Origin of the sequence: Streptomyces amritsarensis (assembly GCF_001953875.1) — a bacterium.
GTDB lineage: Bacteria > Actinomycetota > Actinomycetes > Streptomycetales > Streptomycetaceae > Streptomyces > Streptomyces amritsarensis.
The window spans coordinates 1-23,595 of the sequence record NZ_MQUR01000043.1 but is presented as its reverse complement, the minus strand read 5'-3'; the positions used below and the strand labels follow the sequence as shown (position 1 = coordinate 23,595).

Annotated in this window: 25 protein-coding genes; 16 read left to right on the top strand and 9 right to left on the bottom strand. The window is 72.8% G+C overall.

Annotated elements, in window-relative coordinates:
• Positions 1–9 precede the first annotated feature (9 nt).
• Together AVW11_RS19025 and AVW11_RS19020 are read left to right on the top strand one after the other, a co-directional pair.
• Positions 10–1,119, top strand: a complete 1,110-nt coding sequence (locus AVW11_RS19025; protein ID WP_076044867.1) for an NADH:flavin oxidoreductase/NADH oxidase — start codon at positions 10–12, stop codon at positions 1,117–1,119.
• A gap of 154 nt (positions 1,120–1,273) precedes the next feature.
• Complete coding sequence (locus tag AVW11_RS19020; protein ID WP_030845471.1) at positions 1,274–1,621, top strand: ArsR/SmtB family transcription factor; 348 nt, start codon at positions 1,274–1,276, stop codon at positions 1,619–1,621.
• A 406-nt stretch (positions 1,622–2,027) separates the two neighbouring features.
• On the opposite strand, the gene AVW11_RS19015 is transcribed toward AVW11_RS19020, so the two are convergent.
• Positions 2,028–3,404: an FAD-dependent oxidoreductase gene (locus AVW11_RS19015; protein WP_076044865.1), complete on the bottom strand. Its 1,377-nt coding sequence runs from the start codon at positions 3,402–3,404 to the stop codon at positions 2,028–2,030.
• Positions 3,405–3,456: 52 nt separating this feature from the next.
• A complete protein-coding gene (locus AVW11_RS19010; protein WP_240528211.1) occupies positions 3,457–4,158 on the bottom strand; it encodes a DUF305 domain-containing protein in 702 nt (233 codons plus the stop codon).
• Positions 4,159–4,233: 75 nt separating this feature from the next.
• On the opposite strand from AVW11_RS19010, the gene AVW11_RS19005 reads away from it, so the two are divergent.
• Positions 4,234–5,718: an LVIVD repeat-containing protein gene (locus AVW11_RS19005; RefSeq protein WP_420856382.1), complete on the top strand. Its 1,485-nt coding sequence runs from the start codon at positions 4,234–4,236 to the stop codon at positions 5,716–5,718.
• Between the two features lie 11 nt (positions 5,719–5,729).
• Here the strand turns inward: AVW11_RS19005 and AVW11_RS19000 are convergent, their stop codons facing one another.
• The 4 genes from AVW11_RS19000 to AVW11_RS18985 form a co-directional block, all read right to left on the bottom strand.
• On the bottom strand, positions 5,730–6,359 hold the full coding sequence (locus AVW11_RS19000; protein ID WP_030845491.1) for a TetR/AcrR family transcriptional regulator: 630 nt from the start codon (positions 6,357–6,359) through the stop codon (positions 5,730–5,732).
• A 317-nt stretch (positions 6,360–6,676) separates the two neighbouring features.
• Positions 6,677–7,327 (bottom strand): phosphatase PAP2 family protein, encoded by a 651-nt coding sequence (locus tag AVW11_RS18995; protein WP_037833194.1) that lies wholly within the window; start codon positions 7,325–7,327, stop codon positions 6,677–6,679.
• A 46-nt stretch (positions 7,328–7,373) separates the two neighbouring features.
• Positions 7,374–8,312 (bottom strand): M56 family metallopeptidase, encoded by a 939-nt coding sequence (locus AVW11_RS18990; RefSeq protein WP_060179019.1) that lies wholly within the window; start codon positions 8,310–8,312, stop codon positions 7,374–7,376.
• A gap of 82 nt (positions 8,313–8,394) precedes the next feature.
• Positions 8,395–8,955 (bottom strand): DUF5134 domain-containing protein, encoded by a 561-nt coding sequence (locus tag AVW11_RS18985; RefSeq protein ID WP_076044861.1) that lies wholly within the window; start codon positions 8,953–8,955, stop codon positions 8,395–8,397.
• A 131-nt stretch (positions 8,956–9,086) separates the two neighbouring features.
• On the opposite strand from AVW11_RS18985, the gene AVW11_RS18980 reads away from it, so the two are divergent.
• A complete protein-coding gene (locus AVW11_RS18980) occupies positions 9,087–9,632 on the top strand; it encodes a GNAT family N-acetyltransferase (protein ID WP_030845502.1) in 546 nt (181 codons plus the stop codon).
• A 21-nt stretch (positions 9,633–9,653) separates the two neighbouring features.
• On the opposite strand, the gene AVW11_RS18975 is transcribed toward AVW11_RS18980, so the two are convergent.
• The gene (locus tag AVW11_RS18975) at positions 9,654–10,346 is read right to left on the bottom strand and encodes a glycerophosphodiester phosphodiesterase (protein WP_030845504.1); all 693 of its coding nucleotides are present in this window, start codon (positions 10,344–10,346) and stop codon (positions 9,654–9,656) included.
• 192 nt (positions 10,347–10,538) lie between these two features.
• On the bottom strand, positions 10,539–11,165 hold the full coding sequence (locus AVW11_RS18970) for a PadR family transcriptional regulator (RefSeq protein ID WP_060179017.1): 627 nt from the start codon (positions 11,163–11,165) through the stop codon (positions 10,539–10,541).
• Positions 11,166–11,214: 49 nt separating this feature from the next.
• Between AVW11_RS18970 and AVW11_RS18965 the strand changes: the two genes are divergently transcribed.
• The 7 genes from AVW11_RS18965 (at position 11,215) to AVW11_RS18935 (ending at position 17,841) form a co-directional block, all read left to right on the top strand.
• A complete protein-coding gene (locus tag AVW11_RS18965) occupies positions 11,215–12,330 on the top strand; it encodes an LLM class flavin-dependent oxidoreductase (RefSeq protein WP_076044859.1) in 1,116 nt (371 codons plus the stop codon).
• Positions 12,330–13,352, top strand: a complete 1,023-nt coding sequence (locus AVW11_RS18960) for an alpha/beta hydrolase (protein WP_079070660.1) — start codon at positions 12,330–12,332, stop codon at positions 13,350–13,352. The genes AVW11_RS18965 and AVW11_RS18960 overlap by 1 nt, the downstream gene beginning before the upstream one ends.
• A gap of 81 nt (positions 13,353–13,433) precedes the next feature.
• Positions 13,434–14,840, top strand: coding sequence for a DUF6421 family protein (locus AVW11_RS18955; protein WP_076044857.1), 1,407 nt, complete (start codon positions 13,434–13,436; stop codon positions 14,838–14,840).
• Positions 14,841–14,866: 26 nt separating this feature from the next.
• Positions 14,867–15,628: an SDR family NAD(P)-dependent oxidoreductase gene (locus AVW11_RS18950; protein ID WP_060179015.1), complete on the top strand. Its 762-nt coding sequence runs from the start codon at positions 14,867–14,869 to the stop codon at positions 15,626–15,628.
• Positions 15,625–16,686 (top strand): threonine aldolase family protein, encoded by a 1,062-nt coding sequence (locus tag AVW11_RS18945; RefSeq protein ID WP_030845522.1) that lies wholly within the window; start codon positions 15,625–15,627, stop codon positions 16,684–16,686. The genes AVW11_RS18950 and AVW11_RS18945 overlap by 4 nt, the downstream gene beginning before the upstream one ends.
• A gap of 84 nt (positions 16,687–16,770) precedes the next feature.
• The gene (locus AVW11_RS18940) at positions 16,771–17,370 is read left to right on the top strand and encodes a transglutaminase-like domain-containing protein (RefSeq protein WP_076044893.1); all 600 of its coding nucleotides are present in this window, start codon (positions 16,771–16,773) and stop codon (positions 17,368–17,370) included.
• Between the two features lie 159 nt (positions 17,371–17,529).
• On the top strand, positions 17,530–17,841 hold the full coding sequence (locus AVW11_RS18935; protein ID WP_076044855.1) for a hypothetical protein: 312 nt from the start codon (positions 17,530–17,532) through the stop codon (positions 17,839–17,841).
• Between the two features lie 54 nt (positions 17,842–17,895).
• Here the strand turns inward: AVW11_RS18935 and AVW11_RS18930 are convergent, their stop codons facing one another.
• Positions 17,896–18,618: a lysophospholipid acyltransferase family protein gene (locus AVW11_RS18930; RefSeq protein ID WP_030845530.1), complete on the bottom strand. Its 723-nt coding sequence runs from the start codon at positions 18,616–18,618 to the stop codon at positions 17,896–17,898.
• A 229-nt stretch (positions 18,619–18,847) separates the two neighbouring features.
• Here AVW11_RS18930 and AVW11_RS18925 point away from each other — a divergent pair, with 229 nt between their 5' ends.
• The 5 genes from AVW11_RS18925 to AVW11_RS18905 all read left to right on the top strand — a co-directional run bounded on the left by AVW11_RS18925 (position 18,848) and on the right by AVW11_RS18905 (position 23,555).
• Positions 18,848–19,231 (top strand): thioredoxin family protein, encoded by a 384-nt coding sequence (locus AVW11_RS18925; protein WP_079070659.1) that lies wholly within the window; start codon positions 18,848–18,850, stop codon positions 19,229–19,231.
• Between the two features lie 292 nt (positions 19,232–19,523).
• On the top strand, positions 19,524–20,063 hold the full coding sequence (locus AVW11_RS18920) for a flavin reductase family protein (RefSeq protein ID WP_060179013.1): 540 nt from the start codon (positions 19,524–19,526) through the stop codon (positions 20,061–20,063).
• A 200-nt stretch (positions 20,064–20,263) separates the two neighbouring features.
• Positions 20,264–21,052, top strand: coding sequence for an electron transfer flavoprotein subunit beta/FixA family protein (locus AVW11_RS18915; RefSeq protein ID WP_030845538.1), 789 nt, complete (start codon positions 20,264–20,266; stop codon positions 21,050–21,052).
• Positions 21,053–21,111: 59 nt separating this feature from the next.
• Complete coding sequence (locus tag AVW11_RS18910; protein WP_030845541.1) at positions 21,112–22,074, top strand: electron transfer flavoprotein subunit alpha/FixB family protein; 963 nt, start codon at positions 21,112–21,114, stop codon at positions 22,072–22,074.
• 182 nt (positions 22,075–22,256) lie between these two features.
• Positions 22,257–23,555 (top strand): DUF6986 family protein, encoded by a 1,299-nt coding sequence (locus AVW11_RS18905; protein WP_060179012.1) that lies wholly within the window; start codon positions 22,257–22,259, stop codon positions 23,553–23,555.
• Positions 23,556–23,595 lie beyond the last annotated feature (40 nt).

Here is a 23,595-nt window from a genome sequence, read left to right as displayed (position 1 = left end):
AGAGCCCCGATGAGTGCTGCCCCCGCCGTACCCGCCGCCTTCGCCGCCCTGTTCGAGCCGTACACCCTGCGATCGGTCACCGTCCCGAACCGCGTCTGGATGGCCGCGATGTGCCAGTACAGCGCCGAGGCCTTCGGCCCGAACGCGGGCGTGGCCACCGACTGGCACTTCGCCCACTACGCCGCCCGCGCGACCGGCGGCACCGGCCTGATCATCCAGGAGGCCACCGCGGTCTCCCCGGAGGGCCGGATCTCCCCCTACGACCTCGGCATCTGGAACGACACCCAGGTCGAGGCCCTGCACCGGATCACCGGCTTCCTCAAGGCCCGGGGGACCGTACCCGGCATCCAGATCGCGCACGCCGGCCGCAAGGCGTCCACCGACCGCACCTGGAAGGGCGGCGCACCGGTGGGCCCCGACGCGCACGGCTGGCAGCCGGTCGCCCCCAGCGCCGTGCCGTTCGCCGAGGGCCACCCGGTGCCGGACGAGCTGACGGCCGATGAGATCGCCGAGATCACCGGCCAGTTCGCGGCCGCGGCCGGGCGGGCGCTCGCGGCGGGCTACGAGGTCGTCGAGATCCACGGCGCCCACGGCTACCTCATCGGGGAGTTCCTCTCCCCGCACAGCAACAGGCGTACCGACGCCTACGGCGGATCCTTCGAGAACCGGACCCGCTTCGCCCTCGAGGTCGTCGACGCCGTGCGGGCGGTGTGGCCCGAGGAGCTCCCGCTCCTCTTCCGGATCTCCGCCACCGACTGGCTGGAGGAGGAGGGCTGGACCGCCGACGAGACCGTACGCCTGGCCCGCCTCCTCCAGGAGCACGGCGTGGACCTCCTCGACGTCTCCACCGGAGGCCTCGCCCCCGGCGTGACGATCCCGGTCGGCCCCGGCTACCAGGTGCCGTTCGCCGCCCGGGTGAAGGCCGAGACGACCCTTCCCGTGGCCGCGGTCGGCCTGATCACCGAGCCGGAGCAGGCCGAGAAGATCCTGGCCAACGGCGAGGCCGACGCGGTGCTGCTGGGCCGCGAGCTGCTGCGCGACCCGTTCTGGGCCCGCCGCGCGGCCGACGAGCTGGGCGCGTCGATCCGCACCCCCGAGCAGTACCACCGCTCCTGGTGACGGCGGTGCGGCCGCCCCGCCCCACCGCGGCCGCACCCCTGTCCTCCGCCGAGACAGCCGTCACGCCGGGTCGATGGCAGCGACCCCCCGCGTCTGCTTCGACGACTCTCGTACCATGGGGGCCCGAACCAAGCCGAGTGAGTGGAGCAGGGACATGACGGATCGGGACACCTCCCGCACCCTGGCCCACCCGGAGGCGGCCGAGATCCGCCTGGAGGGCGTGCTGCACGCCCTCTCCGACCCGGTGCGGCTCTCCATCGTCCTGGACCTGGCCGGCTCGGCGGACGACCTGGCCTGCTCGCACTTCGACCTGCCGGTCACCAAGTCCACGACCACGCACCACTTCCGCGTCCTGCGGGAGAGCGGCGTCGTACGCCAGGCCTACCGCGGCACCACCAAGCTCAACGCCCTGCGCCGCGACGACCTGGAGGCGCTGTTCCCGGGCCTGCTCGACAGCGTCCTGACGGCGGCCGCGGCCGAGACGGCCCGGCTCACGGCCTGACGAGGTCCGGTGCGGGGGTGTTCTCGGCGGTCCCCGTGACGCCTTCGGCGTGTTCCAGGGGCCCGAAGACGGGCACATGATCCGCCGCGCGCGGCCCCGCACGGACACTCCCGCCCGGGGGCTCCGCGAGGGCGACTGCCCGGAAGCCCCGGCCCGCCGGGCGGGCAGCGCAGACCGTCGGCCCCCCTTGGGCCAGGGCCGGCCGAAGGGGGCTGGTCGGGCGGGACCGCTCTCGGAGATCGGTCAGAGGAGATCGGGCGGACAGGACCGGCGGACGGGACCGGCGGCCAGGGCCGGTCGGACGGGGTCGGCCAGGAGCGGCCGGACGGGATCGGGCGGAGGGGGGCGGGCCCGTGTCCGGGTCGTGCGCGCTCGCTCCCGATCCGCCCCCTCGGGCCCGGGCGGGCTACGGGCCGGCCGGGCCCGGCGATCCCGCCGCGGCCAGCAGGCCCGGCCAGTCCGGGATCTTGACGGAGCGTCGGCCCAGCGAGCGCCCCAGTTCGGCCTCGGCCGACTCGATGGCCAGCCAGCCCGGCCACCGCACCGGGTGCAGGCCCGCAGCCCGGAGGGCGTCCAGCGGGTCGCCGGGCAGTTCGCGCCGGGCCAGCGCCGCCGCGTCCTGGAGCAGCGAGGACGCGGTCTCCTTGGCGCACGGCCGGTTCGTGCCGATCACCCCGGTCGGGCCCCGCTTGATCCAGCCCGCCACGTACTCGCCCACCGAGGCCCGGCCCGCGCGCAGCACCCGTCCCGCCGCGTGCGGAACCGTGCCCCTGACCGGGTCGAAGGGCAGCCCGGCCAGGGGCACGCCCATGTACCCGACCGAGCGCAGCACCAGCTGCGCCTCGATGTCCTCGTGGACGCCCGTCCCGGTCACCCCGCCCCGGCCGTCCGGAGCCGTCCGCTCGAAGCGCACCGCGGTGACCCGCCCGCCGGGGCCGCCGAGGACCTCCACCGGGCGCAGGTAGAACCGCAGCGCGATGCGGCGCGGCGCCGCGGACGGGGGCTCGCCGGCCCAGCCGCGCAGCACCTCCAGATTGCGCCGCGCCACCGCCGGCAGTGCGGCGGCGGCCGCGCCCGGATCGGTGTACAGGGGGTCCAGGGCCAGCTCGGCCGGGTCCGCCCAGGCGTCCACACCCGGCAGCGTGCCCAGCTCCCGCAGCTCCTTGGTGGTGAACTTGCCCTGGGAGGGCCCGCGTCGGGCCACCATCGACACCCTGCGCAGCCCGCTGTCCGCGAGCGCGCCGAGGGCCGGCTGCGGCATGTCCGTCGGGGCCAGCTCCGCCGTGCCGCGGGCCAGGATCCGGGTCACGTCCACCGCGACGTTGCCCGCCCCGACCACCACCGCCGTATCGACCCCGGGCAGGTCGAAGACCTCGTCGGCGGCGTCCGGGTGGCCGCTGTACCAGGACACGAAGGCCGTCGCGGAGTGCACCCCGGCCAGTTCCTCGCCGGGGATCCCCAGCAGCCGGTCCCGCGCCGCGCCCACGCAGTACACGACCGCGTGGTACAGCTCCAGCAGCCGCGAGGTCGGCAGGGCCGCCCCGCCGACCTCGACGTTGCCGAGGAAGCGGATCCGCTCGTCCTCCAGCACGGTGCGCAGGCTGCCCTGCAGCGATTTGATCTTCTCGTGGTCCGGTGCGACCCCGTACCGGACGAGCCCGTAGGGGGCGGGCAGCCGGTCCAGTACGTCGACCCGCACCCCGGGCACCTCGCGCTGCTGGACCAGCGTCTGGGCCGCGTAGACCCCGCTGGGGCCCGATCCGACGACGGCGACACGAAGCACGGCGGAGCTCCTCCCGCAGGTGGTCCCAGCATGACACCGGCCCCCTCGCGCGTCAGCCCATCGTGCGCATCCGGTGGATCTCGGCGCTCTGCGTGGCCACCACCTCGTTGGCCATCTCCTCGACGGCCGGGTTGTTCCCGCCGGCCAGCGCCTCGCCCGCCATCGTCAGGGCCCCCTCGTGGTGCGCGGTCATCAGCTTCAGGAAGAGCCTGTCGAAGTCGGCGCCCCGTGCGTCGGCCAGCTCCCGCAACTGCTGCTCGGTCGCCATGCCGGGCATCGATGCGTGGTCGTGCCCGGGGCCGTGCCCGGGGGCGGCCGTGCCCGAGCCCGCCGCCGGCGCCGGGTGCAGCGCCAACCACTTCTGCATCGCCCCGATTTCGGGCTTCTGGCCGGCCGTGATCCGCTCCGCGAGCCGTTTGACCGGGTCCGCCGCCGCCCGCTCGGGAGCCAGCTCGCTCATCGTCAGCGCCTGCCGGTGGTGTTCGATCATCCGCTGCACGTAGGCGTGGTCGGCGGCGTTCGGGCTGTCGTCGGGTTTCGCCTTGGCGGCCTGTTCCGGGCTGAGTGTGCGTGACTTCTCGCCCGGCCTGCCCGGCGCGACGATCGGGGTCCGCCCGTCGTCTGCCCGGTCCGCACCGTCGTCCTGGCATGCGGTGAGGGTCAGCAGGAGGCCGGCGGTGGCCGTCGCCGCGGCGAGCCGGAGGGGCCGCGCGGTGGAGGCCTTGCGGCCCCGGAGGTCTTTTGCCATGTCCATGAAGGGAAGATACTGCCGGGGTCCTGGTTCCGTTCCCCTGCGGACGGAACCGATCGGGCTCCCATGGGAGGCGCAGTGACCTCGTTACACACCAGGAGAGCGGGCAACAGGAGGGTGGGGGTGGCCGTCGCGGCGGCCGGATTCCTCACGACCCTCCTCGCGGCCGGACCGGCCGCGGCCACCCCCGACCCGGGCGAATTGACGCCCGGCCACGGCAACCACCAGAGCACGGGCGCCATCGAGGGCGGGCAACCCGCCCCCGGCGCCATCCCCGGCCAGGACGAGATCGTGCACAGCGCCAACGTCACACACCTGGCCAACATCCCCTCCACCGACCCCGCGGTGGTCAACTCCGACCTCGCTTTCCAGGGCCGGTACGCCTACGCGGGCAACTACAACGGCTTCACGATCTACGACATCGCCAACCCCAAGGCTCCGAAGAAGGTCTCCGAGGTGCTCTGCCCCGGCGGGCAGAACGACATCTCCGTCGACGGCGACCTGCTCTTCCTCTCCACCGACTCCTCCCGCAGCGACGACTCCTGCAACAGCGTCTCGCAGCCCGCGACGGAGAAGTCCTCGTGGGAGGGCATCAAGATCTTCGACATCAAGGACAAGAAGAACCCCAGGTACATCAAGTCCGTCGAGACCGCCTGCGGCTCCCACACCCACACCCTGGTGCCGGGCGGCAAGGACATCTACCTCTACGTCGCCTCCTACTCGCCGAACGAGGCCTTCCCCGACTGCAAGCCGCCGCACGACGGCATCTCGGTGGTGAAGGTCCCGAAGAAGAGCCCGACGCAGGCCGCGGTCGTGGCCTTCCCGGTGCTCTTCCCCGACGGCGGCAACCCGGGCGCGCCCACCAACCCGGGTGTGTCCAAGACGACCGGCTGCCACGACATCACGGTCCTGCCGTCGAAGAAGCTCGCCGCCGGCGCCTGCATGGGCGACGGCATCCTCTTCGACATCAGCAGGCCCGAGCAGCCGCGCGTCATCGACCGGGTGCAGGACAACGTGAACTTCGCGTTCTGGCACTCGGCCACCTTCAACGAGCGGGCCAACAAGGTGGTGTTCACCGACGAACTCGGCGGCGGTGGCGGCGCCACCTGCAACGAGGCCACCGGCCCCAACCGGGGTGCCGACGGGATCTACGACATCACCGGCCGCGGCGACCAGCGCAAGCTGGCCTTCCGCAGCTACTTCAAGATCCCGCGCCACCAGGCCGACACCGAGAACTGCGTGGCCCACAACGGCTCGCTGGTCCCGGTCGGCGGCGGCCGCGACATCATGGTGCAGGCCTGGTACCAGGGCGGCGTCTCGGTGTGGGAGTTCACCGACTCGTCCCGGCCCAGGGAGATCGCCTACTTCGAGCGCGGACCGCTGACGACGGACCGGCTCGGCCTCGGCGGTTCCTGGTCGGCGTATTACTACAACGGGCACATCTACTCGAACGACATCGCCAAGGGCCTCGACGTGCTGCGGCTCGACGACCGGCGGACGGACAGCGCCAAGTGGGTCCGCATGGACCGGCTCAACGTACAGACCCAGCCCGAGTACCACTGAACCGTGTGAGGTCACAGGGGTGAGGGAAACGTTCCGCCGGGCGGTCCGCCGTCCGGCGGGACACCGAGCTCCCAGTCCAGCCCGTACCGCTGGAACAGCTCCGCCCGCAGCCGCCCGGCCGGCATCGGGGCCCCCGGCAGCAGCACGGCCACGACCGCGCCCATCAGCAGGGCGCGCAGCAGCGGATAGTCCGCGTCGACGTCCGCCGACCCGTACCGGGCGACGGTGTCCCGCAGCAGCTCCGCCAGCCGCTGCTGCTCCGGGCACTGCACGAAACCCTCGGCCGTGAGGATGCCCGCCATGTGCGTCCGCATCAGCAGCGGTTCGTCCCGGGCGAGCCCCAGGACCGCGTCGATCGCGCGCGCCAGCCGCTCCCGCCCGTCGTCACTGCGCGGCTCCCGCTCCAGCGCCGTGCGCAGGGTGAGGTACATCAGCCGGTGCACGGCCGACTGCAGCAACTGCCGTTTGCCCGGGAAGTAGTACGAGACCAGGCCGCGCGCCGCGCCCGCCCGGTCGGCGATGTCGCCGAGGGTCGTGGCCTCGTAGCCCCGCTCGGCGACGAGCTCCACCGTGGACTGCAGCAGCCGCTCCCGGGAACGTCTGCGCAATTCTTCATTGACCGATGCGCTGCGCGGGGACATGCTTACTCCTGCGTTGACTGGCTCTCAGCCAATATACTCAGCGCACGGGGTCGCCTGCTCTGGGTGACACGGGGGATCATCCAGGGCAGGCCACGCCACTCGCGGCCGGCCCCGGTTCCAGGGGCTCGCGACGCCGAACCATCCCTTCATCGACCCGGCCGGCCCGTGACGACCGGTGGCCCGCCCTGCGCGCCCGCCCGGCCCCCGGCGCACGCCACGGCGGCCCGCGCCGGCGGCCGATGGGTTCACCGGAGAACGAGGGGGCGCGACCGCGCCGATCGTCTGCGGGGCGCGGCCGTCCCCGCGGGACGGCCGCCTCACCGCTCCTGCGGGCTGGGGGCAGGTCTGCGGCCGCCGACGGGGACCGACACCGCCAGGACCACCAGCGCCGCGCCCAGGAGCCAGCCCGCCAGGACGTCGGAGAACCAGTGCACGCCCAAATAGAGCCGGGTGAAGCCGACCCCCGCCACCGATACGGCCGCCACGGCCCAGGCGGCCGGGGCCCACCGCGGGGCCGGGCGGGGCATCAGCCACAGCAGCATCCCGCACACCACCGTCGCCGTCATGGCGTGGCCGGACGGGTAGGCCGAGAAGTGCGCCGAGTCCACCGGGTCCGACCACACCGGACGCTCCCGCCCCACCGCCGCCTTCAGGCCCTGCTGCACCACGGCGGCGACCACCGCGGCCAACCCGACCCGCAGGGCCCGCTCCCGGTCGCCGCGCCGCCACAGCAGCAGACAGGCCACTGCGGCCAGCACCCGCATGGTCCACGGGTCCCAGACCCAGTCGGACAGCACCCGCATGGACCGCGTGACCCCGCTGTGGGCGACCGCGTGGGCGTGCAGGTCCCGCGCGATCCGGTCGTCCCAGGCCAGCAGGGGTGGCCAGCCCGCCACCACCAGGACGGTCAGGACCGCCCCGAGCAGCCCGCAGCCGATCCCCATCCAACGAAATAGATCGTTCCGCATGGGGGGATCCTTGCACCGGCGGCGGCCGGGCAGGCTCGGGCTCGCGCTACGCCAGTGCGCTCAGCCCCGGTACGAAGGCCACCAGCAGGGGGATCGCCGGTACCAGCGTGGCCAGTGCGGTCAGCCGCAGCCGGCGGCCCGGGGAGAGCCGGGGCGCGGCCGAGAGCAGCCTGCGCACCCGCTGCGGGACGTGCGCCTCGGGCGCCGAGGAGGCCGCGAACACCCCGCGGTCCTCGTTGAGTCCGACGAGCGCCAACGCGACCGTCAGCCGCCCGAACCGCCGCGAGGCCATGTCGTCGGCGGCCAGCTCCACCAGCCGGTGCATCTCCGCCTCGAACGCCGCGAAGACCGGCACCTGCGGGAAGCCCCGGGCCAGCGCCCGCGAACAGTGCAGCAGCCAGTCGTGCCGGGCCGTCGCGTGCCCCTGCTCGTGCGCCATCACGGCATCCAGCTGGCTGCCCTTGAGCCGGCCCAGCGCCGCGGTCGTGACCACCAGCTGAGGAGCCGCTCCCGGCAGCCACCAGGCGTCCGGACGCCGACCTTCCAGTACGACGAGCCGCGCGGCCGCCGGGTCCTCCCCGGGCAGCAGCGGGGCACGCTCCAGCAGTTCGCTGCCCTGCGCGCGCCGCCGGGCCCGGGCCCGCAGCACCTCCCCGGTGAGCATCGCCCCGGTCCACAGGCCGCCGCCCGCGAGGGCGAGGGCGGTGGCGGCGGCCCACGGACCGCCGGACGCGCCCAGCGCGTACGCGTCGACCACCCCGTGCGGGGCTGCGGCGAAGAGCCGGCCCCGGACCGCCTGCCAGGCCGCCGCCGCGCTCAGCAGCATGGACAGCCCGAAGCACAGCAGCACCGCGCCGACGACGCACTGCCACACCCACAGGGCCACGACCGGTTCTCGTTCGGGCCACTGGGCCCGGGCCAGCAGACGGGGGGCGAGCACCGCGGTCAGGGCGCCGAGCACGAGGAGGGCGGCGGGGACCATCATGCCCACCAGCCTATGAGCGCCGGGCTACCTGCGGGTATGAGACGGACGCATTGGTGACGCAGGACACGTTTCCCCGGCGCCGTCACATCGCCGGCAGCATCGCCAACATCCCCATCCCCATGGCGAGTCGGCAGGCCCTGGCGAGCTCCGCGGGCGCGCCGCACGGGGGTGCGGGCGATGCCGGCGAGGGCGCGGGCGCCGCGCCGCCCGCGGTGATCAGCCGCGTGCCGCCGAGCACCACGTAGCCGGCGTAGTAGAGCAGCAGCGCCCCGGTCAGCAGCGGAAGCCCGGTGCCGTGCCCGTGCCCCTGCCCGCCGCCGGAACCCGCCGCGGCGGCCCCGTAGACCATGTAGACCATCGTCAGCGACCCCACCAGGTGGTGTGCGTGGTGCGCCCCGCCCCGCAGCAGCCACAGGGCGTGCACGGCCGCGGCGCAGAAGACCGCGCCCAGCACCGGCGCCCGCCACGCGCCGCCGTCCCCGAGGGGCACCGCCATCAGCGCCATGCCGAACCCCATCACCGCCTCCCCGGCGGCGGCCCCGCCCCACCCGCGCGCCCGCCGCAGGCAGTACGCGCCGCTCACCGCGCCCAGGAGCACCAGCAGCCAGGCGGAGGCGGAGAGGGGCGAGGCGGATCCGTGCACGGCGGAACCTCCCGGTTCGTCGGCGTCACGCCAGAGAGATGCCCTTCTCACACGGCCCTCACTCGGCCCCGGGATAGGCTCTCCCTGCCGTCCCCGGCATGTCATATGCCACCGCACCGAACGGAGCGCCCATGTCGACCGCCCAGCCCGCCGCCCTCAGCTTCCGCAGCGCCGTCGAGGCGGACGTACCGGAACTGGTGGCGCTCGTGGAGTCGGCGTACCGCGGGGACGCCAGTCGCGCCGGCTGGACCACCGAGGCGGACTACCTGGACGGACAGCGCACCGACCCGGACGGGGTCCGCGCCGTCATCGACGCCGAGGACGGCGACCTGCTCGTCGTCGAGCGCGCGGGCGAGCTCGTGGCCTGCTGTCACATCGAACACCGCGGCGACCACGCCTACTTCGGCATGTTCGCCGTCCGCCCGGGGCTCCAGGGCGCCGGCCTCGGCAGGGAGATCCTCGCCGAGGCGGAGCGCCGCGCCCGCGAGACGTGGGGTGCCGGGGAGATGCGGATGACGGTGGTGAACGTGCGGGAGGAGCTCATCGCCTACTACGTGCGCCGCGGCTACCGGCGCACCGGCGAGCTGAGCCCCTTCCCGTACGGCGACGAGCGCTTCGGCATCCCGCTCCGCGACGACCTCGCCTTCGAACTGCTGGTCAAGCCGCTCCAGCCGTGAGCCGCCCGCCCGTTGTCCCGCTCAGGCGGTGAAGCGGCCCGTGCTGCGGATCTCCGGGAAGTCCGTGGCCACCCCGTCCAGCCCGAGCGCCCGCGCCAGCCGCAGCTGGTCGAGGGTGTTCACGGCGAGGGCCGTGATCCGCAGGCCGGCCGTGTGAGCCGCCTCCACCGTCTCCAGCGCGATGTGGTGGATGTCCAGGGCGATCGTCGCCGCGCCCGCGGCCAGAGCCCGGCCCACGAGCGCCCCGGTGTCGCCGCCGGGTGACGAAACGGAGAGGGTGGTGCGGACGCCCGGCACCCGCCGGGCCGCCTCGGTCAGCACCGACTCGTGCGCGGAGGCGATCTCCACCCGGGAGACCAGGTCGCGGCGCAGGAGCAGTTCCGCGAGCGCGACGGCGGCGGGCCGGTCCTGGACGGACACGTGCAGCGGAGACCGGACCGCTTCCAGCACCTCCTCGAACACCGGAACGCGCTCGCCCTGCCCGGCGTCCAGCCCGCGCAGCTCGGCCAGGGTCAGGTCGGCGACGGCCCCCGATCCGTCGGTGGTCCGGTCCACCTCGGGATCGTGCACGGCGACCAGGACGCCGTCCTTGCTCAGCCGGAGGTCCAGGGCGATGGCGTCCATGCCGGAACGTTCCGCTCGGAGATACGACCGCAGGGTGTTCTCCGGTTCGACACCCATGACCCCGCGGTGACCGATGGTGAGGAAAGTCAAGGTTCTCTCGCTTCCGTCGACGGCGGCTCCCCGCGCGGTCGCGGTGTCCGTGACCGGCCGCGCGCGATGAGGTCGCATGCTAGTGCGCCGCCCGTGGATACGGACCGTGCGTGCACGGCTCCGCGGAAGCGCCACCGCCCGCTTCCCGCCAGGGTTGTGCGCCCCCGCGAGGCCTGCCGCGGCCGTGCCGCGTCACCCGGGCGTGGGCGCGTCCCCGCCGGCTTGACGCGCGGCCGTCCCCTCCGGCGGAGCGAGTTGTGCCAGGTCGGCCAACAGGGCCTCGGCCAGCTCCAGTTCGGCCAGGTGCTGCCGCTCGCTCCAGCGCAGCGCGACGGCCGGGAAGGCCCATTCGCGCACCCCGGCCGCCTCCTGCGCGGCCTCCCGTACGGCGGCCAGCTCCTCCCGGGTGCGTTCCAGGTGCTCGCCGACCATCGCGCGCAGCCGTGCCGGTTCGGCCAGATGGCCGAGCCAGACCCGCAGCAGCAGCCCGTGCTTGAGCACCGGAGGACCGGCCTCCGTGGTGTCGGCGGCCCAGTGCGCCAAGGCCTCGCGGCCGGCCTCGGTGATGGCGTATCGGCGTTTGGCCCGTACCTCCTCGGGTCCCGAGCGAGCGGAGGACGCGTAGCCCAGTTCCTCCAGACGGCGCAGTTCCGCGTAGATCTGGCTGATGGCCGGCGACCAGTAGAAGAAGCGCAGGGAGGAGTCCGCCCACTTCTTCAGCTCGTAGCCGGTCCGCTCGCCGGGGAAGGACAGCAGGCCGAGGACGGCCCAAGCGGTCGGCGGAAGGTCTTGCTTCTTCGGCTTATGACTACTAGTCATATTCCGCATTGAAGTAGGACCGGGCACGGGACGCAACCCTGGAGGCACCGTGAAATTCTCCGTCATCTTCGAGGCCCAACTGGCCGACCCGACCGTCGAACGGGAACACCGGCTCATCCATGACTGCGTCGAGCAGGCCGTGTTCGCCGAGCGCATGGGATTCGACCGGATCTGGGCGGTGGAGCACCACTCCCTGAAGTGGTACGCCCACATGTCGGCCCCGGAGGTCTTCCTGAGCTGGATCGCGGCCAGGACGCGCACCATACGCATCGGGCACGGCGTGGTGTGCATGCCCTTCAACTTCAACCACCCGGTGCGGGTCGCCGAGCGCGCCGCGATGCTCGACCTGCTTTCCGGCGGCCGCCTCGACCTCGGCGCGGGGCGCGGCGGCACCGAACAGGAGACCTCGCTGTGCGGGGTGGACAAGGAGCGGACCACGGCGGAGGTCGAGGAGGCGCTGCGGATCATCGGCCGGGCCTGGCAGGAGGAGGAGCTGGAGTACCACGGCGAGCTGATCGACATCGACCCCCACCCCATCCTGCCGAGGCCGCGGCAGACCCCGCACCCGCCGCTGTTCCTGGCGTGCAGCCGTGGCGAGACCCTGGTGCAGGCGGCCGAGCTGGGCGTCGGGGCGCTGGTGATGGGCTTCGCCGGGCCCGACTCGATCGCGCAGATGAGGTCCGTCTACGACGCGGCGATCGCCGGGCGGGACGGGAGCCGTTTCGTGTCCACGGCGGTGAACGACCACTTCTCCGTGCTGTGTCCGACCATCGTGCTCGACGACCGCGAACGGGCGCGGCGGATCGGCATCCGGGGCCAGCGCTTCTTCGCCCAGTCCATCGGGCACTGGTACGGCGGCGCGGGCGTCCCCGACGAGGCCGTGGTCGCGGGCGCCGACGAGGCGGGGGAGATGCGCAGGGCCGCCGAGCAGGTGGTGGCGCGGCTGCACGAGCTGGACATCCCGGTTCGGCCGACCTCGACGGCCACCTTCAACGCCGACCACGCCTACGGGACCGCCGACGACGCCATCGCCTACGTGGCACGGCTCCGGGCGGCCGGGGCCGACGAGGTCATGTGCCTGATCCAGATGGGCACCGTGGAGCAGGAAACCTGCATCCTGCGCCAGTGGGGCGAGAAGGTCATCCCGCACTTCCGGAGCCGGTGATGGCCGCCCGCCGGGAGTCCCGGCCGGCCACCGACCGGGATCGGCTCGACCCGGCCGCGCTGCCCTGGGTGGACGCCCTCACCGCCTCGTTCCCGGACCTCGGCCGCACCGTCACCAGCGCCGACGAGGCCCGGCGGATCCTCGCGGCGGCGCCCCGCCCGGCCGCGGTCCCGCCTGCCGTCGGGTCCGTGGAGGACCGGACCGTCCCCGGGCCGCCCGGCGCCCCGCCCGTCCCCGTGCGCATCTACCGGCCCGACCCCGAGCGGTGGCCCGGGCCCCGTCCGACCGTCGTCTTCTGCCACGGCGGGGGGTGGGTCCTGTGCGACCTGGACACCCACGACGGCACCGCGCGCCGCATCGTGCGCGCGGCCGGCGCCGCCCTGGTCTCCGTGGACTACCGGCGGGCGCCCGAGCACCGCTTCCCGGCCGCCGTGGAGGACGCCCACGCGGCCCTGTGCTGGGCCGGCGGCCACCTGGGCGAGCTGGGCGGCGATCCGGGCGCCCTGGTCGTGGCCGGGGACAGCTCGGGCGGCAACCTGGCCGCCGCCTCGCTGCTGCTGGCCCGCGAGCGGGGAGGGCCGGCCGTCGCACTCCAGGCGCTGATCCATCCCGCGCTGGACGCCGCCCGGGAACGGGCGTCCTACCGGAGCGCCGCCGAGGGCTGCTTCCTGACCGCCGGGCACATGCGCTGGTTCTGGGAGCAGTACCTCGGCCCCGGCGGCGACGGCCGGCACCCGCTGGCCTCCCCGCTGCGCGCGGACCCCGCCGGACTGCCGCCCGCCCACCTGGTCCTCGCCGGGTGCGATCCGCTGCGGGACGACGGCCACGCGTACCACCGCCGGCTGCGGCGGAGCGGGATCCGCTCGGTTCTGGACAGCCACCCGGGCATGTTCCACGGCTTCCTGGGCCTGGCCGGGCTCCTGCCACAGGCATGTGAAGCCTTGGCCCGACTGGGCGGAGCTATCAGTTCCACCCTGACTGACGGGAAGACTTTCGGTGAAGCAGGGGGTGACGCAGGATAATTTCCCGAATTGCCTCTTGAGTGGGAGAGCCTCGCACGCATACGCTGTGCGGACGTGAGGTTCTCCTGTGGAGGAAGTGACATGACGGAAACTCTTGTGCCGGGCGTCGGCGGTGCCGTGATATCCGCTGGGGCGCGGGTGGCGGACCACCCTGCGTGGCTCGAGCTCAAGGCCGCCGTGGAGGAGATCCGCCCTTGGCAGGCCGCCGACGGCTCCATCGACTTCGAGGCGGAGGGCGAGCACGCCCGCGCCACCGTCCTGGCCGCGGTCGAGCGCGTGATCGGCGCCGTCGAGGTGCTGTCCCCGCTGCTCCCGCACGCCACCGCGTACCACCAGGCGCTCATCGCCGACCTGCGCAAGTGGGCCGCGGACGACTTCCGCGTGCCGGACTTCCTCGACTCGCTGATGGCCTTCCACCCGGCCGCCGAGCGCGCCGACGGCCTGCAGCACCTCGTCGTCTTCCCGATGTACACGCAGAACGGCAACCCGGACCGCAACCTCGAGGCCGTCGTCCTGAAGATGGTGTGGCCGGAGTGGCTCTCCGAGCTGGAGCGCACCCGCTACGACAACCCGCTCTTCCTCGGCATCACCTTCGAGGACTTCACCCCCGGCTACGACACGCACTCCGCCGTGCTGTTCCCGGAGACCATCGCCGTGCGCGAGGCCCCCGAGCGCTTCACCTGGGGCGGCATCTTCTGCGACCGCGAGGCCGCCCGCTACCGCAAGGTGACCGCCGCCGCCGTCGACATCCTGGGCATCGACCTGCCCGAGGACATCGCCCGCATGGTCGACGACCAGGAGCGCTGCGAGAAGGCCTTCGTCCTGTGGGACATGGTCCACGACCGCACCCACAGCCACGGCGACCTGCCGTTCGACCCCTTCATGATCAAGCAGCGCCAGCCGTTCTGGATGTACGGACTGGAGGAGCTGCGCTGCGACCTCACGGCCTTCAAGGAGGCCGTGAAGCTGGAGTCCGAGGGCAACGAGCACGGCCGTGACGTGCAGTACGCCGTCCTCTTCGACCGGATGTTCCGCTTCCCGGTCTCCGGCGACCGCAACCGCAACTACGACGGTCTCGGCGGCCAGCTGCTCTTCGCCTACCTCCACAAGCACGACGTCGTGCGCTGGACGGACAACAAGCTGAAGATCGACTGGATGCGCGCCCCGCAGGTCACCAACCAGCTCTGCGCCGAGATCGAGGACCTCTACCGGGCCGGCATCGACCGCCCGAAGCTGGTCCACTGGTTCAAGGCCTACGAGCTCGTCTCGACCTACCTCGCGCCGCACCCGGGCTCCAAGTGGGCCAAGGGCGCCGACGCGCTCGACCTGACGCAGCCGCCGCGCAAGCTCGTCGACGACGTGCTTCCGGACGAGTTTCCGCTCAGCATGTTCTTTGAGGCGCTCGCCAAGAAGCTCAAGGGCACCATCGCCTCGACCAAGGGCATCACCGCTCTGAACGCCGAGCACGCCGAGCGGGTCGCCGCGTGAGCACTCGCCCACAGGAGGCTGCACAGATGAACGGCTCCGGGAACGGCAACGGAAAGCTGCACGGAGCGGTGGTGGCGGTGGCCGGGGCCGGCGGCCCCGCCGGCCGCGCCGCCCTGCTCCACCTCGCCGAGGCGGGCGCGGTGGTCGTCGCGTCCGACGCCGATCCGGCGCGGCTCGCCGAAGCCGTGGACGCGGCACGCTACGCCCACGGCGGCGCCACCATCACCGGTGACACCGTGGACCTGCTCGACCTGGACGCCACGAAGGCCTGGGCCGAGCAGACCGAGAAGGAGTTCGGGCGGGTCGACGGACTGGTCCACCTCGTCGGCGGCTGGCGCGGCAGCAAGACGTTCACCGACGTCGACCTCGCCGACTGGGCGTTCCTGGAGAAGCTCCTCATCCGCACCGTCCAGCACACCTCGCTCGCCTTCCACGACGGGCTGCTGCGCAGCGACCGCGGCCGCTACGTCCTGGTCAGCCAGTCCGGCGCGCACAAGCCGGTCGCCAACAACGCCGCGTACAACGCCGGCAAGGCCGCCGCCGAGGCCTGGACCCTCGCCATGGCGGACTCCTTCCGCAAGGCGGGGGGTGACGAGGGCCCCGGCGCGGCGGCTGCGATCCTGGTCATCAAGGCACTGGTGCACGACGCGATGCGCGCCGAGCGTCCCAATGCGAAGTTCGCGGGCTTCACCGACGTGAAGGAGCTGGCCGAGGCCATCGCCGGCGTGTGGGAGCGGCCCGCCATCGATGTGAACGGACAGCGTCTGTGGCTCACTCCGCAACCGTGAAGACCGATGCCCGCCGCCACCACGATCCGGCGGTACGCGGTTTCGCGAGCGACAACTACGCAGGGGTCCACCCGGAGATCCTCGAGGCCCTCGCCCTCGCCAACGGCGGGCACCAGGTCGCCTACGGCGAGGACGAGTACACCGAATACCTGCAGAAGATCATCCGCAGCCACTTCGGTCCGTACGCGGAGGCCTTCCCGGTCTTCAACGGCACCGGCGCGAACGTCACCGCCCTCCAGGCGATGACCGACCGCTGGGGCGCGGTGATCTGCGCCAAGAGCGCCCACATCAACGTGGACGAGGGCGGCGCTCCGGAGCGGATGGCCGGGCTCAAGCTGCTCGCCGTACCCACCCCGGACGGCAAGCTCACGCCCGAGCTGATCGACCAGGAGGCCTGGGGCTTCGAGGACGAGCACCGCGCGATGCCGCAGGTCGTCTCGATCACCCAGAACACCGAGCTCGGCACGGTCTACACGCCGGACGAGATCAGGGCCATCTGCGAGCACGCCCACGGGCTCGGCATGAAGGTCCACCTCGACGGCGCCCGGATAGCCAACGCCGCGGCCTCGCTCGACGTGCCCATGCGCACCTTCACGAACACGGTCGGCGTCGACGTGCTGTCCTACGGCGGCACCAAGAACGGCATGATGTTCGGCGAGGCCATCGTGGTGCTCAACCCGGACGCGGCCCGCCAGATGAAGCACATCCGCAAGATGTCGATGCAGCTCGCGTCGAAGATGCGCTTCGTGTCGGTGCAGCTGGAGGCGCTGCTCGCCAAGGACCTGTGGCTGCGCAACGCCCGCCACGCCAACGACATGGCGCAGCGGCTCGCCGCCGGGGTCCGCGAGACCGACGGTGTGGAGATCCTCTACCCGGTGCAGGCGAACGCGGTGTTCGCACGGCTGCCGCACGAGGTCTCGCGGCGCCTGCAGAAGCGCTACCGCTTCTACTTCTGGGACGAGGCCGCGGGTGATGTCCGCTGGATGTGCGGCTTCGACACCCAGGAGGAGGACGTGGACGGCTTCCTCCAGGCACTCAAGGAGGAGCTCGCCCGCTAGGCGACACCTCCAGACATCTGCATAGGTATGCCACTCGCCGTAAACTCATTGATCGCGGCGGGTGGCATCCCTATGCTCCGGATCATGCAGCTGATCCAGCAAGACCCCGACCCCCTCGCGTACTTGGCCTCGGGCGAGGCCATCGACCACGGGCATCCCCGCGTACAGGAGGCGGCGGACGCCCTCCGGCTCACCACCGGCGACGCATACTCATACGCCGAAGCCGCCTTCGAGTTCGTACGAGACACCATCCCGCACTCGGCCGACTCCGGGGACGCGCGCGTCGCCTGGCGCGCCTCCGACGTCCTGGCCACGCGCAACGGCATCTGCCACGCCAAGTCCCACGCCCTCGTCGCCCTGCTGCGCGCCCGGCGCATCCCGGCCGGGCTGTGCTACCAGCGCCTCGCCGACGACGACGGCTCGAATCCGCTCGTCCACGGGCTGATCGCCCTGCGCCTGCCCGGTGGGGACCGCTGGAGCCGACTCGACCCGCGCGGCAACAAGCCCGGAGTGGACGCGCGGTTCGATCTCGCCGAGGAACGCCTGGCCTTCCCCGTCCGCCCCGAGCTGGGCGAGACCGACCACCCCGGGCTGTACGCGGCCCCGCACCCCGCCGTGCTCGCGGCCCTCCGCGGATCCGCCGACCGCCAGGAGCTGTGGCGCAGACTGCCGACGCAGCTCTGAGGCGCGGCGTGCCGGCCGGCTTCCTCAGCTCGGTGCCTGCTCGGGGAGGACGTACGCCGCGCGGGCTGTCAAGCCACGAGATGCAGGGGCGTGACGGGCGGCGACGGGCGCGGCGTACTGGAGATGCCCGTTTCGGCCCCCCGTCCGAGGAGAACCACCATGACCCACCCCGTCCGCACGCGACGCCTGGCCCTCTTCGCGTCCGCCACCGCCATGGCCGCCGGAGCCGTGCTGGTCCCCACGACCGCGTTCGCCGCCCCGCAGGCGGCCCCGCACGCCGTCGTGGCGGACAAGGACGCGCCGGGCGGCAGCCACCACGGCACGTGGGGCAAGAAGCGTCCCGGTCCCGGCAAGGGCGGCGGCTCGAACGACGGGAGGCACCGGCCGAAGGAGCCGCAGTGGCAGTGCGTCACCGCTCCCTGCGGACCGCCCCGCGCCTCGGCCGACGACGGCCGGACCTTCCCGGCCTGAGCCGCGGCCCGGGCCGGCGGGGGCGCAGGCGCACCGCCGGTCGGCGGGACCGGCTCAGCCCGCTTCGCGGACCTGGGCCGCGGTCGGCGCCGTACCGCCCAGGTGGGCCGGCAGCCACCAGGAGTCCTCGGGGCCCCGCGGCTTCTCCGGGTAGGCGCGCTGGGCCGCGTCCAGCAGCTCCTGCACGCGCTCGCGCAGCCGCCGCGTGATCGCCCCCGCGTACTGGTCGGTGGGAGCCTCGATCGGCTCGCCCACCCGCATGGTCACGGGGATGTGGCTGCGCTTGAGGTTCTTGGGACGGCCCTTGGTCCACAGCCGCTGCGTGCCCCACAGCGCCACCGGGATCAGCGGGACGCCGGCCTCCTGCGCCATGCGGGCCGCACCCGACTTGAAGCTCTTCAGGGTGAAGGACTGGGAGATCGTCGCCTCGGGGAATACTCCGATGATCTCACCGGAGCGCAGCGACTCCAGCGCGTGCTGGTACGCCGTCTCGCCCTGCTTGCGGTCCACCGGGATGTGCTTCATCGCGCGCATCAGCGGACCCGACACCCTGTGCCGGAACACCGACTCCTTCGCCATGAAGCGCACCAGGCGCTTCTGCGGCCGCGCCGTCAGGCCGGCGAAGATGAAGTCGAGGTATCCGATGTGGTTCGACACCAGGACCGCCCCGCCCTTGCGCGGGATGTTCTCGGTGCCCTTCATGTCGATGCGGATGTCGAGCGCGCGGAACAGCCCGTGCGCGGCGCCGATCACCGGAGGGTAGACGAGCTCAGCCATGGGGAGACCCGCTTTCTGCCTGGGGAGGTGCTCCCGGCCGGAAGTTACGGAAGCGTAGGTACGCGACCCTTGGGGATGGTGCCCCAAACGAGGGCCGCTGGCCAGTCCAGAGGCCCGTGCCCGGGGAGATTCTCGTCACGCCGGGAATGCCGTGGGCCCGTGGGGTGTCCCATCCACGTACGAGCGTACGACGATCATGTGCGTGGACGAAGGCGGCGGTGAGACGGGAATGCGGGAGCTCGGGCGGGAAGAAGGGCCGGCAGGCGGTCGCGAGGGCCGGCTCGCCGACCGGACCGGTGGTGCGCCCGCGCGCCTGGGCGCCGCGGAGCTGGGTGCCGACCCGGGGCGCCGGGCCAGCCTGGTGCAGTTCTCCAGCGCCTTCTGCCAACCCTGCCGGGCCACGCGGCGGATCCTCGCCGAGGTGGCGGGCATGGTCGAAGGCGTCGCACACATCGAGATCGACGCCGAGGAGCGCCTCGACCTGGCGCGGGCCCTGGGGATCGAGAAGACCCCCACCGTACTGGTGCTGGACGCCGAGGGGCGCGTCGTGCGGCGTGCGGCCGGCATGCCGCGCAAGGTCGACGTGATAGCCGCGCTCGGCGCCGCCGTATGACGACGGGTGCGTGTGATGCCCCCGCATGCGGGGGCGGGGCACAGGACCGGGGGCCGGACGCGCCGGTGCGCACGCCCGCACAGCGCGTGACGCGCCTGACATCTGCCCGATCCCGCTTGACTGGGTCCACGGGAGATCGCCAGGCTGGCCGTATGCGGTATGAACTCCTGCTCTACGGACGGTTCCATGTGGACCTCGTCCGCCACGCGAGCGCGCGCTGTCCGGATCACTGAACGCCCCGCCCCTGATCCCGACTGTGCCCGCGTGTCCCGCGGCAGAAGGCAGAACCCTGATGAGTGCTCCGACGGCCCCGACGGTCCCGACGGCCGCTTCCCCTCTCTCCGGCACCGGCCGTCCCGGCTCGCCCGACCTCCTGCGCTCCGTCTTCCGGCAGCACGCCGCCGGAGTCGCCGTGATCACCGCCCAGGACGGCGGCAGGCCCGTCGGCTTCACCGCCACCTCGCTGAACTCGGTCTCCGCCGACCCGCCGCTGCTGTCCTTCACGATCGGCACCAGGGCGTCCACCTGGCCCGCGGTGCGCGACAGCGAATACCTCGGCGTGCACATACTCGGCGAGCACCAGCGGGAGCTGGCCGGCCTGTTCGCGCGGAGCGGAGCCGACCGGTTCGGGCCGGACACCGGCTGGGCCGTCGGCCCGCACGGGGTCCCGGTGCTGGACGGCGTCCTGGCGTGGCTGGTCTGCCGGGTGGTGGCGAGGGTGCCCGCCGGGGAGCACCGTGTGATCATCGCTCAGGCGGTCGTGGGGGATCCGGCCGGGGAAGGCCGTCCGCTGCTGTACCACCAGGGGCGCTTCAACGCGCTGCGCGACTGAATCGTCCCTGCTGGGGCGGTCAGGGCTGCGTTGGGCAGATCACAGTTCGCCGACCTTGCGATGTGGTGGGACCCGGGGTGTACTGACGAGTAACATTCCCTTCGGGGCGCGGGCCGCCCCGATCGGGATCCGCCCGACAAGGCGCCTATGCTGCCTGCATAAGGCGGTACACGAAAAGACGATGCGGTAGGAGAGCCGGCGTGAGCCTGAGGATCGTTGTCTGTGTGAAGTACGTGCCCGACGCCACTGGCGACCGGCAGTTCACCGAGGACTTGACCGTCAACCGTGACGACGTCGACGGCCTGCTGTCGGAGCTCGACGAGTACGCCGTCGAGCAGGCGCTGCAGATCTCCGAGAACTCGGACGACGACGTCGAGATCACCGTTTTGACGGTCGGCCCCGAGGACGCCAAGGACGCGCTGCGCAAGGCGCTGTCGATGGGTGCCGACAAGGCCATCCACGTCGAGGACGACGACCTGCACGGCACGGACGTCATGGGCACCTCGCTGGTGCTCGCCAAGGCCATCGAGAAGGCCGGCTACGACCTGGTCATCACGGGCATGGCGTCGACCGACGGCACCATGGGCGTCCTCCCGGCGATCCTGGCCGAGCGCCTGGGCGTCCCGCAGGCCACCCTGCTCTCCGAGGTCAAGGTCGAGGACGGCACCGTGACCGGCCGCCGCGACGGCGACACCGCGAGCGAGCAGCTTCAGGCCTCCCTCCCCGCGCTCGTCTCGGTGACGGACCAGTCGGGCGAGGCCCGCTACCCGTCCTTCAAGGGCATCATGGCCGCGAAGAAGAAGCCGGTCGAGTCCTGGGACCTGGAGGACCTGGAGATCGAGGCCGACGAGGTCGGCCTGGAAGGCTCCTGGACCGCGGTCGACTCCGCGGCGCAGCGCCCGGCCCGCACCGCCGGCACGATCGTCAAGGACGAGGGCGAGGGCGGCAAGCAGCTGGCCGAGTTCCTGGCCGGCCAGAAGTTCATCTAAGAGCTTCGGCCACTCCTCACTAGCCCCCAGACACTTCGCAATCGCAGGAGAGCAGTCCCATGGCTGAAGTTCTCGTCTACGTCGACCACGTGGACGGCGCCGTCCGCAAGCCCACCCTCGAGCTGCTGACGCTCGCCCGCCGCATCGGCGAGCCCGTCGCCGTCGCCCTGGGCGCCGGTGCCGAGGCCACCGCCGCCGTGCTCGCCGAGCACGGCGCGGTCAAGGTCCTCACCGCCGACGCCCCCGAGTTCGCCGACTACCTCGTCGTGCCGAAGGTGGACGCGCTCCAGGCCGCGTACGACGCCGTCTCCCCGGCCGCCGTGCTCGTCCCGTCCTCCGCCGAGGGCAAGGAGATCGCCGCGCGCCTCGCCGTCCGCATCGGCTCCGGCATCATCACCGACGCCGTGGACCTGGAGGCGGGTGACGAGGGTCCGGTCGCGACGCAGTCGGCCTTCGCCGCCTCGTTCACCACCAAGTCCCGCGTCTCCAAGGGCACCCCGGTCATCACCGTGAAGCCGAACTCGGCCCCGGTCGAGGCCGCCCCGGCCGCCGGCGCCGTCGAGGCGCTCGCCGTCACCTTCGGCGCCCTGGCCACCGGCACCAAGGTCACCGGCCGCACCCCGCGCGAGTCGACCGGCCGTCCCGAGCTGACCGAGGCCGCGATCGTCGTCTCCGGCGGCCGCGGCGTCAACGGTGCCGAGAACTTTGGCATCATCGAGGAGCTCGCGGACTCCCTCGGTGCGGCCGTCGGCGCCTCGCGCGCCGCCGTCGACGCCGGCTGGTACCCGCACACCAACCAGGTCGGCCAGACCGGCAAGTCGGTCTCCCCGCAGCTCTACATCGCCTCCGGCATCTCGGGCGCGATCCAGCACCGGGCCGGCATGCAGACCTCGAAGACCATCGTGGCCATCAACAAGGATGCCGAGGCCCCGATCTTCGACCTGGTCGACTACGGCGTGGTCGGCGACCTCTTCACGGTCGTCCCGCAGCTCACCGCGGAGATCAAGGCGCGCAAGGGCTGACCGCCTGACCTGCGCTTCTCTTCGTAGCATCGCTTCTTCGGGGCCGTGTGGTGATTCTCACCGCGCGGCCCCGAGTCGTTTGCCCCGGGCGGCCGAGGGACCATTGACGGAGCGGAACCGCGTGACTAAATTCTGCTATGCGGATCTAAGCTTCCGTGAAGCGGAAAAGAGGAGAGTGCACGATGGGTCAGCAGGAGAAGGTGGCGACGAGCCTCGCAGGCGCGGTCAGCGAGGGCATCAGCGCCTCCCTCGCGCCGGTGGACGCGGAGCTCGCGCGCCACTACCCGGGCGACCCCGGCACCCGGCAGCCCATCCACACCGTCTACGTGCCCGGTGACGTCTTCGCCGCCGACACCATCCGCTCCTGGGGCGACCAGGCCCTGGCCGCCCTCGACGAGCACGCCCCGGACGCCGCCACCTTCGCCAAGGTCCTCGGCATCTCCGACGAGCTGGCCGTGCCGGTCTACGACCGGGTCCGCGCCAAGCTCCGGCGCGAGCCCGTCGAGGACCTCCGCGTCGACTTCGAGGACGGTTTCGGCGTCCGCTCCGACGAGGAGGAGGACCAGGCCGCCGCCCGCGCCGCCCGCCTGGTCTCGGAGGCCTTCTCCAACGGCACCAACGCGCCGTACATGGGCATCCGCATGAAGTGCATGGAATCCAACGTGCGCGACCGCGGCATCCGCACCACCGACATCTTCCTCTCCGGCCTGCTGGAGCACGGCGGCCTGCCCGAGGGCCTCGTCCTGACCCTCCCGAAGGTCACCTACGCCGAGCAGGTCAGCGCCTTCGTCAAGCTGCTGGAGGCCTTCGAGGCCACCCGCGGCCTGCGCCCGGGCCGGATCGGCTTCGAGATCCAGATCGAGACCAGCCAGTCCATCCTGGCCTCCGACGGCACCGCCACCGTCGCCCGCATGATCGAGGCCGCCAAGGGCCGCGCCACCGGCCTGCACTACGGCACCTTCGACTACAGCGCCTGCGTCGGCGTCTCCGCCGCCTACCAGGCCAGCGACCACCCCGCCGCCGACCACGCGAAGGCGATCATGCAGGTCGCGGCCGCCGGCACCGGTGTACGCGTCTCGGACGGCTCCACCAACGTGCTGCCGATCGGCACCACCGAGAAGGTCCACGAGGGCTGGAAGCTCCACTACGGCCTGACCCGCCGCGCCCTCGCCCGCGCCTACTACCAGGGCTGGGACATGCACCCGGCGCACCTGCCGACCCGCTACGCCGCCGTCTTCACCTTCTACCGCGAGGGCCTGGAGACCGCCGCCGCGCGCCTGAAGGCGTACGTGGCCAAGATCGAGGGTGACGTGATGGACGAGCCCGCGACGGCCAAGGCCCTGGCCGGCTACCTGGTCCGCGGCCTCGACTGCGGCGCCGTGGGCGCCGACGAGGTCACCGCCCTGACCGGCCTGACCCGCGCCGAGCTCGACGCCTTCGCCATCCCGCGCCGTTCGGCCACCCTGACGGCCACCGCCTGACCCGGTCGTACGCAGGCGGCCCCGCCCCGCTCCACCGGGG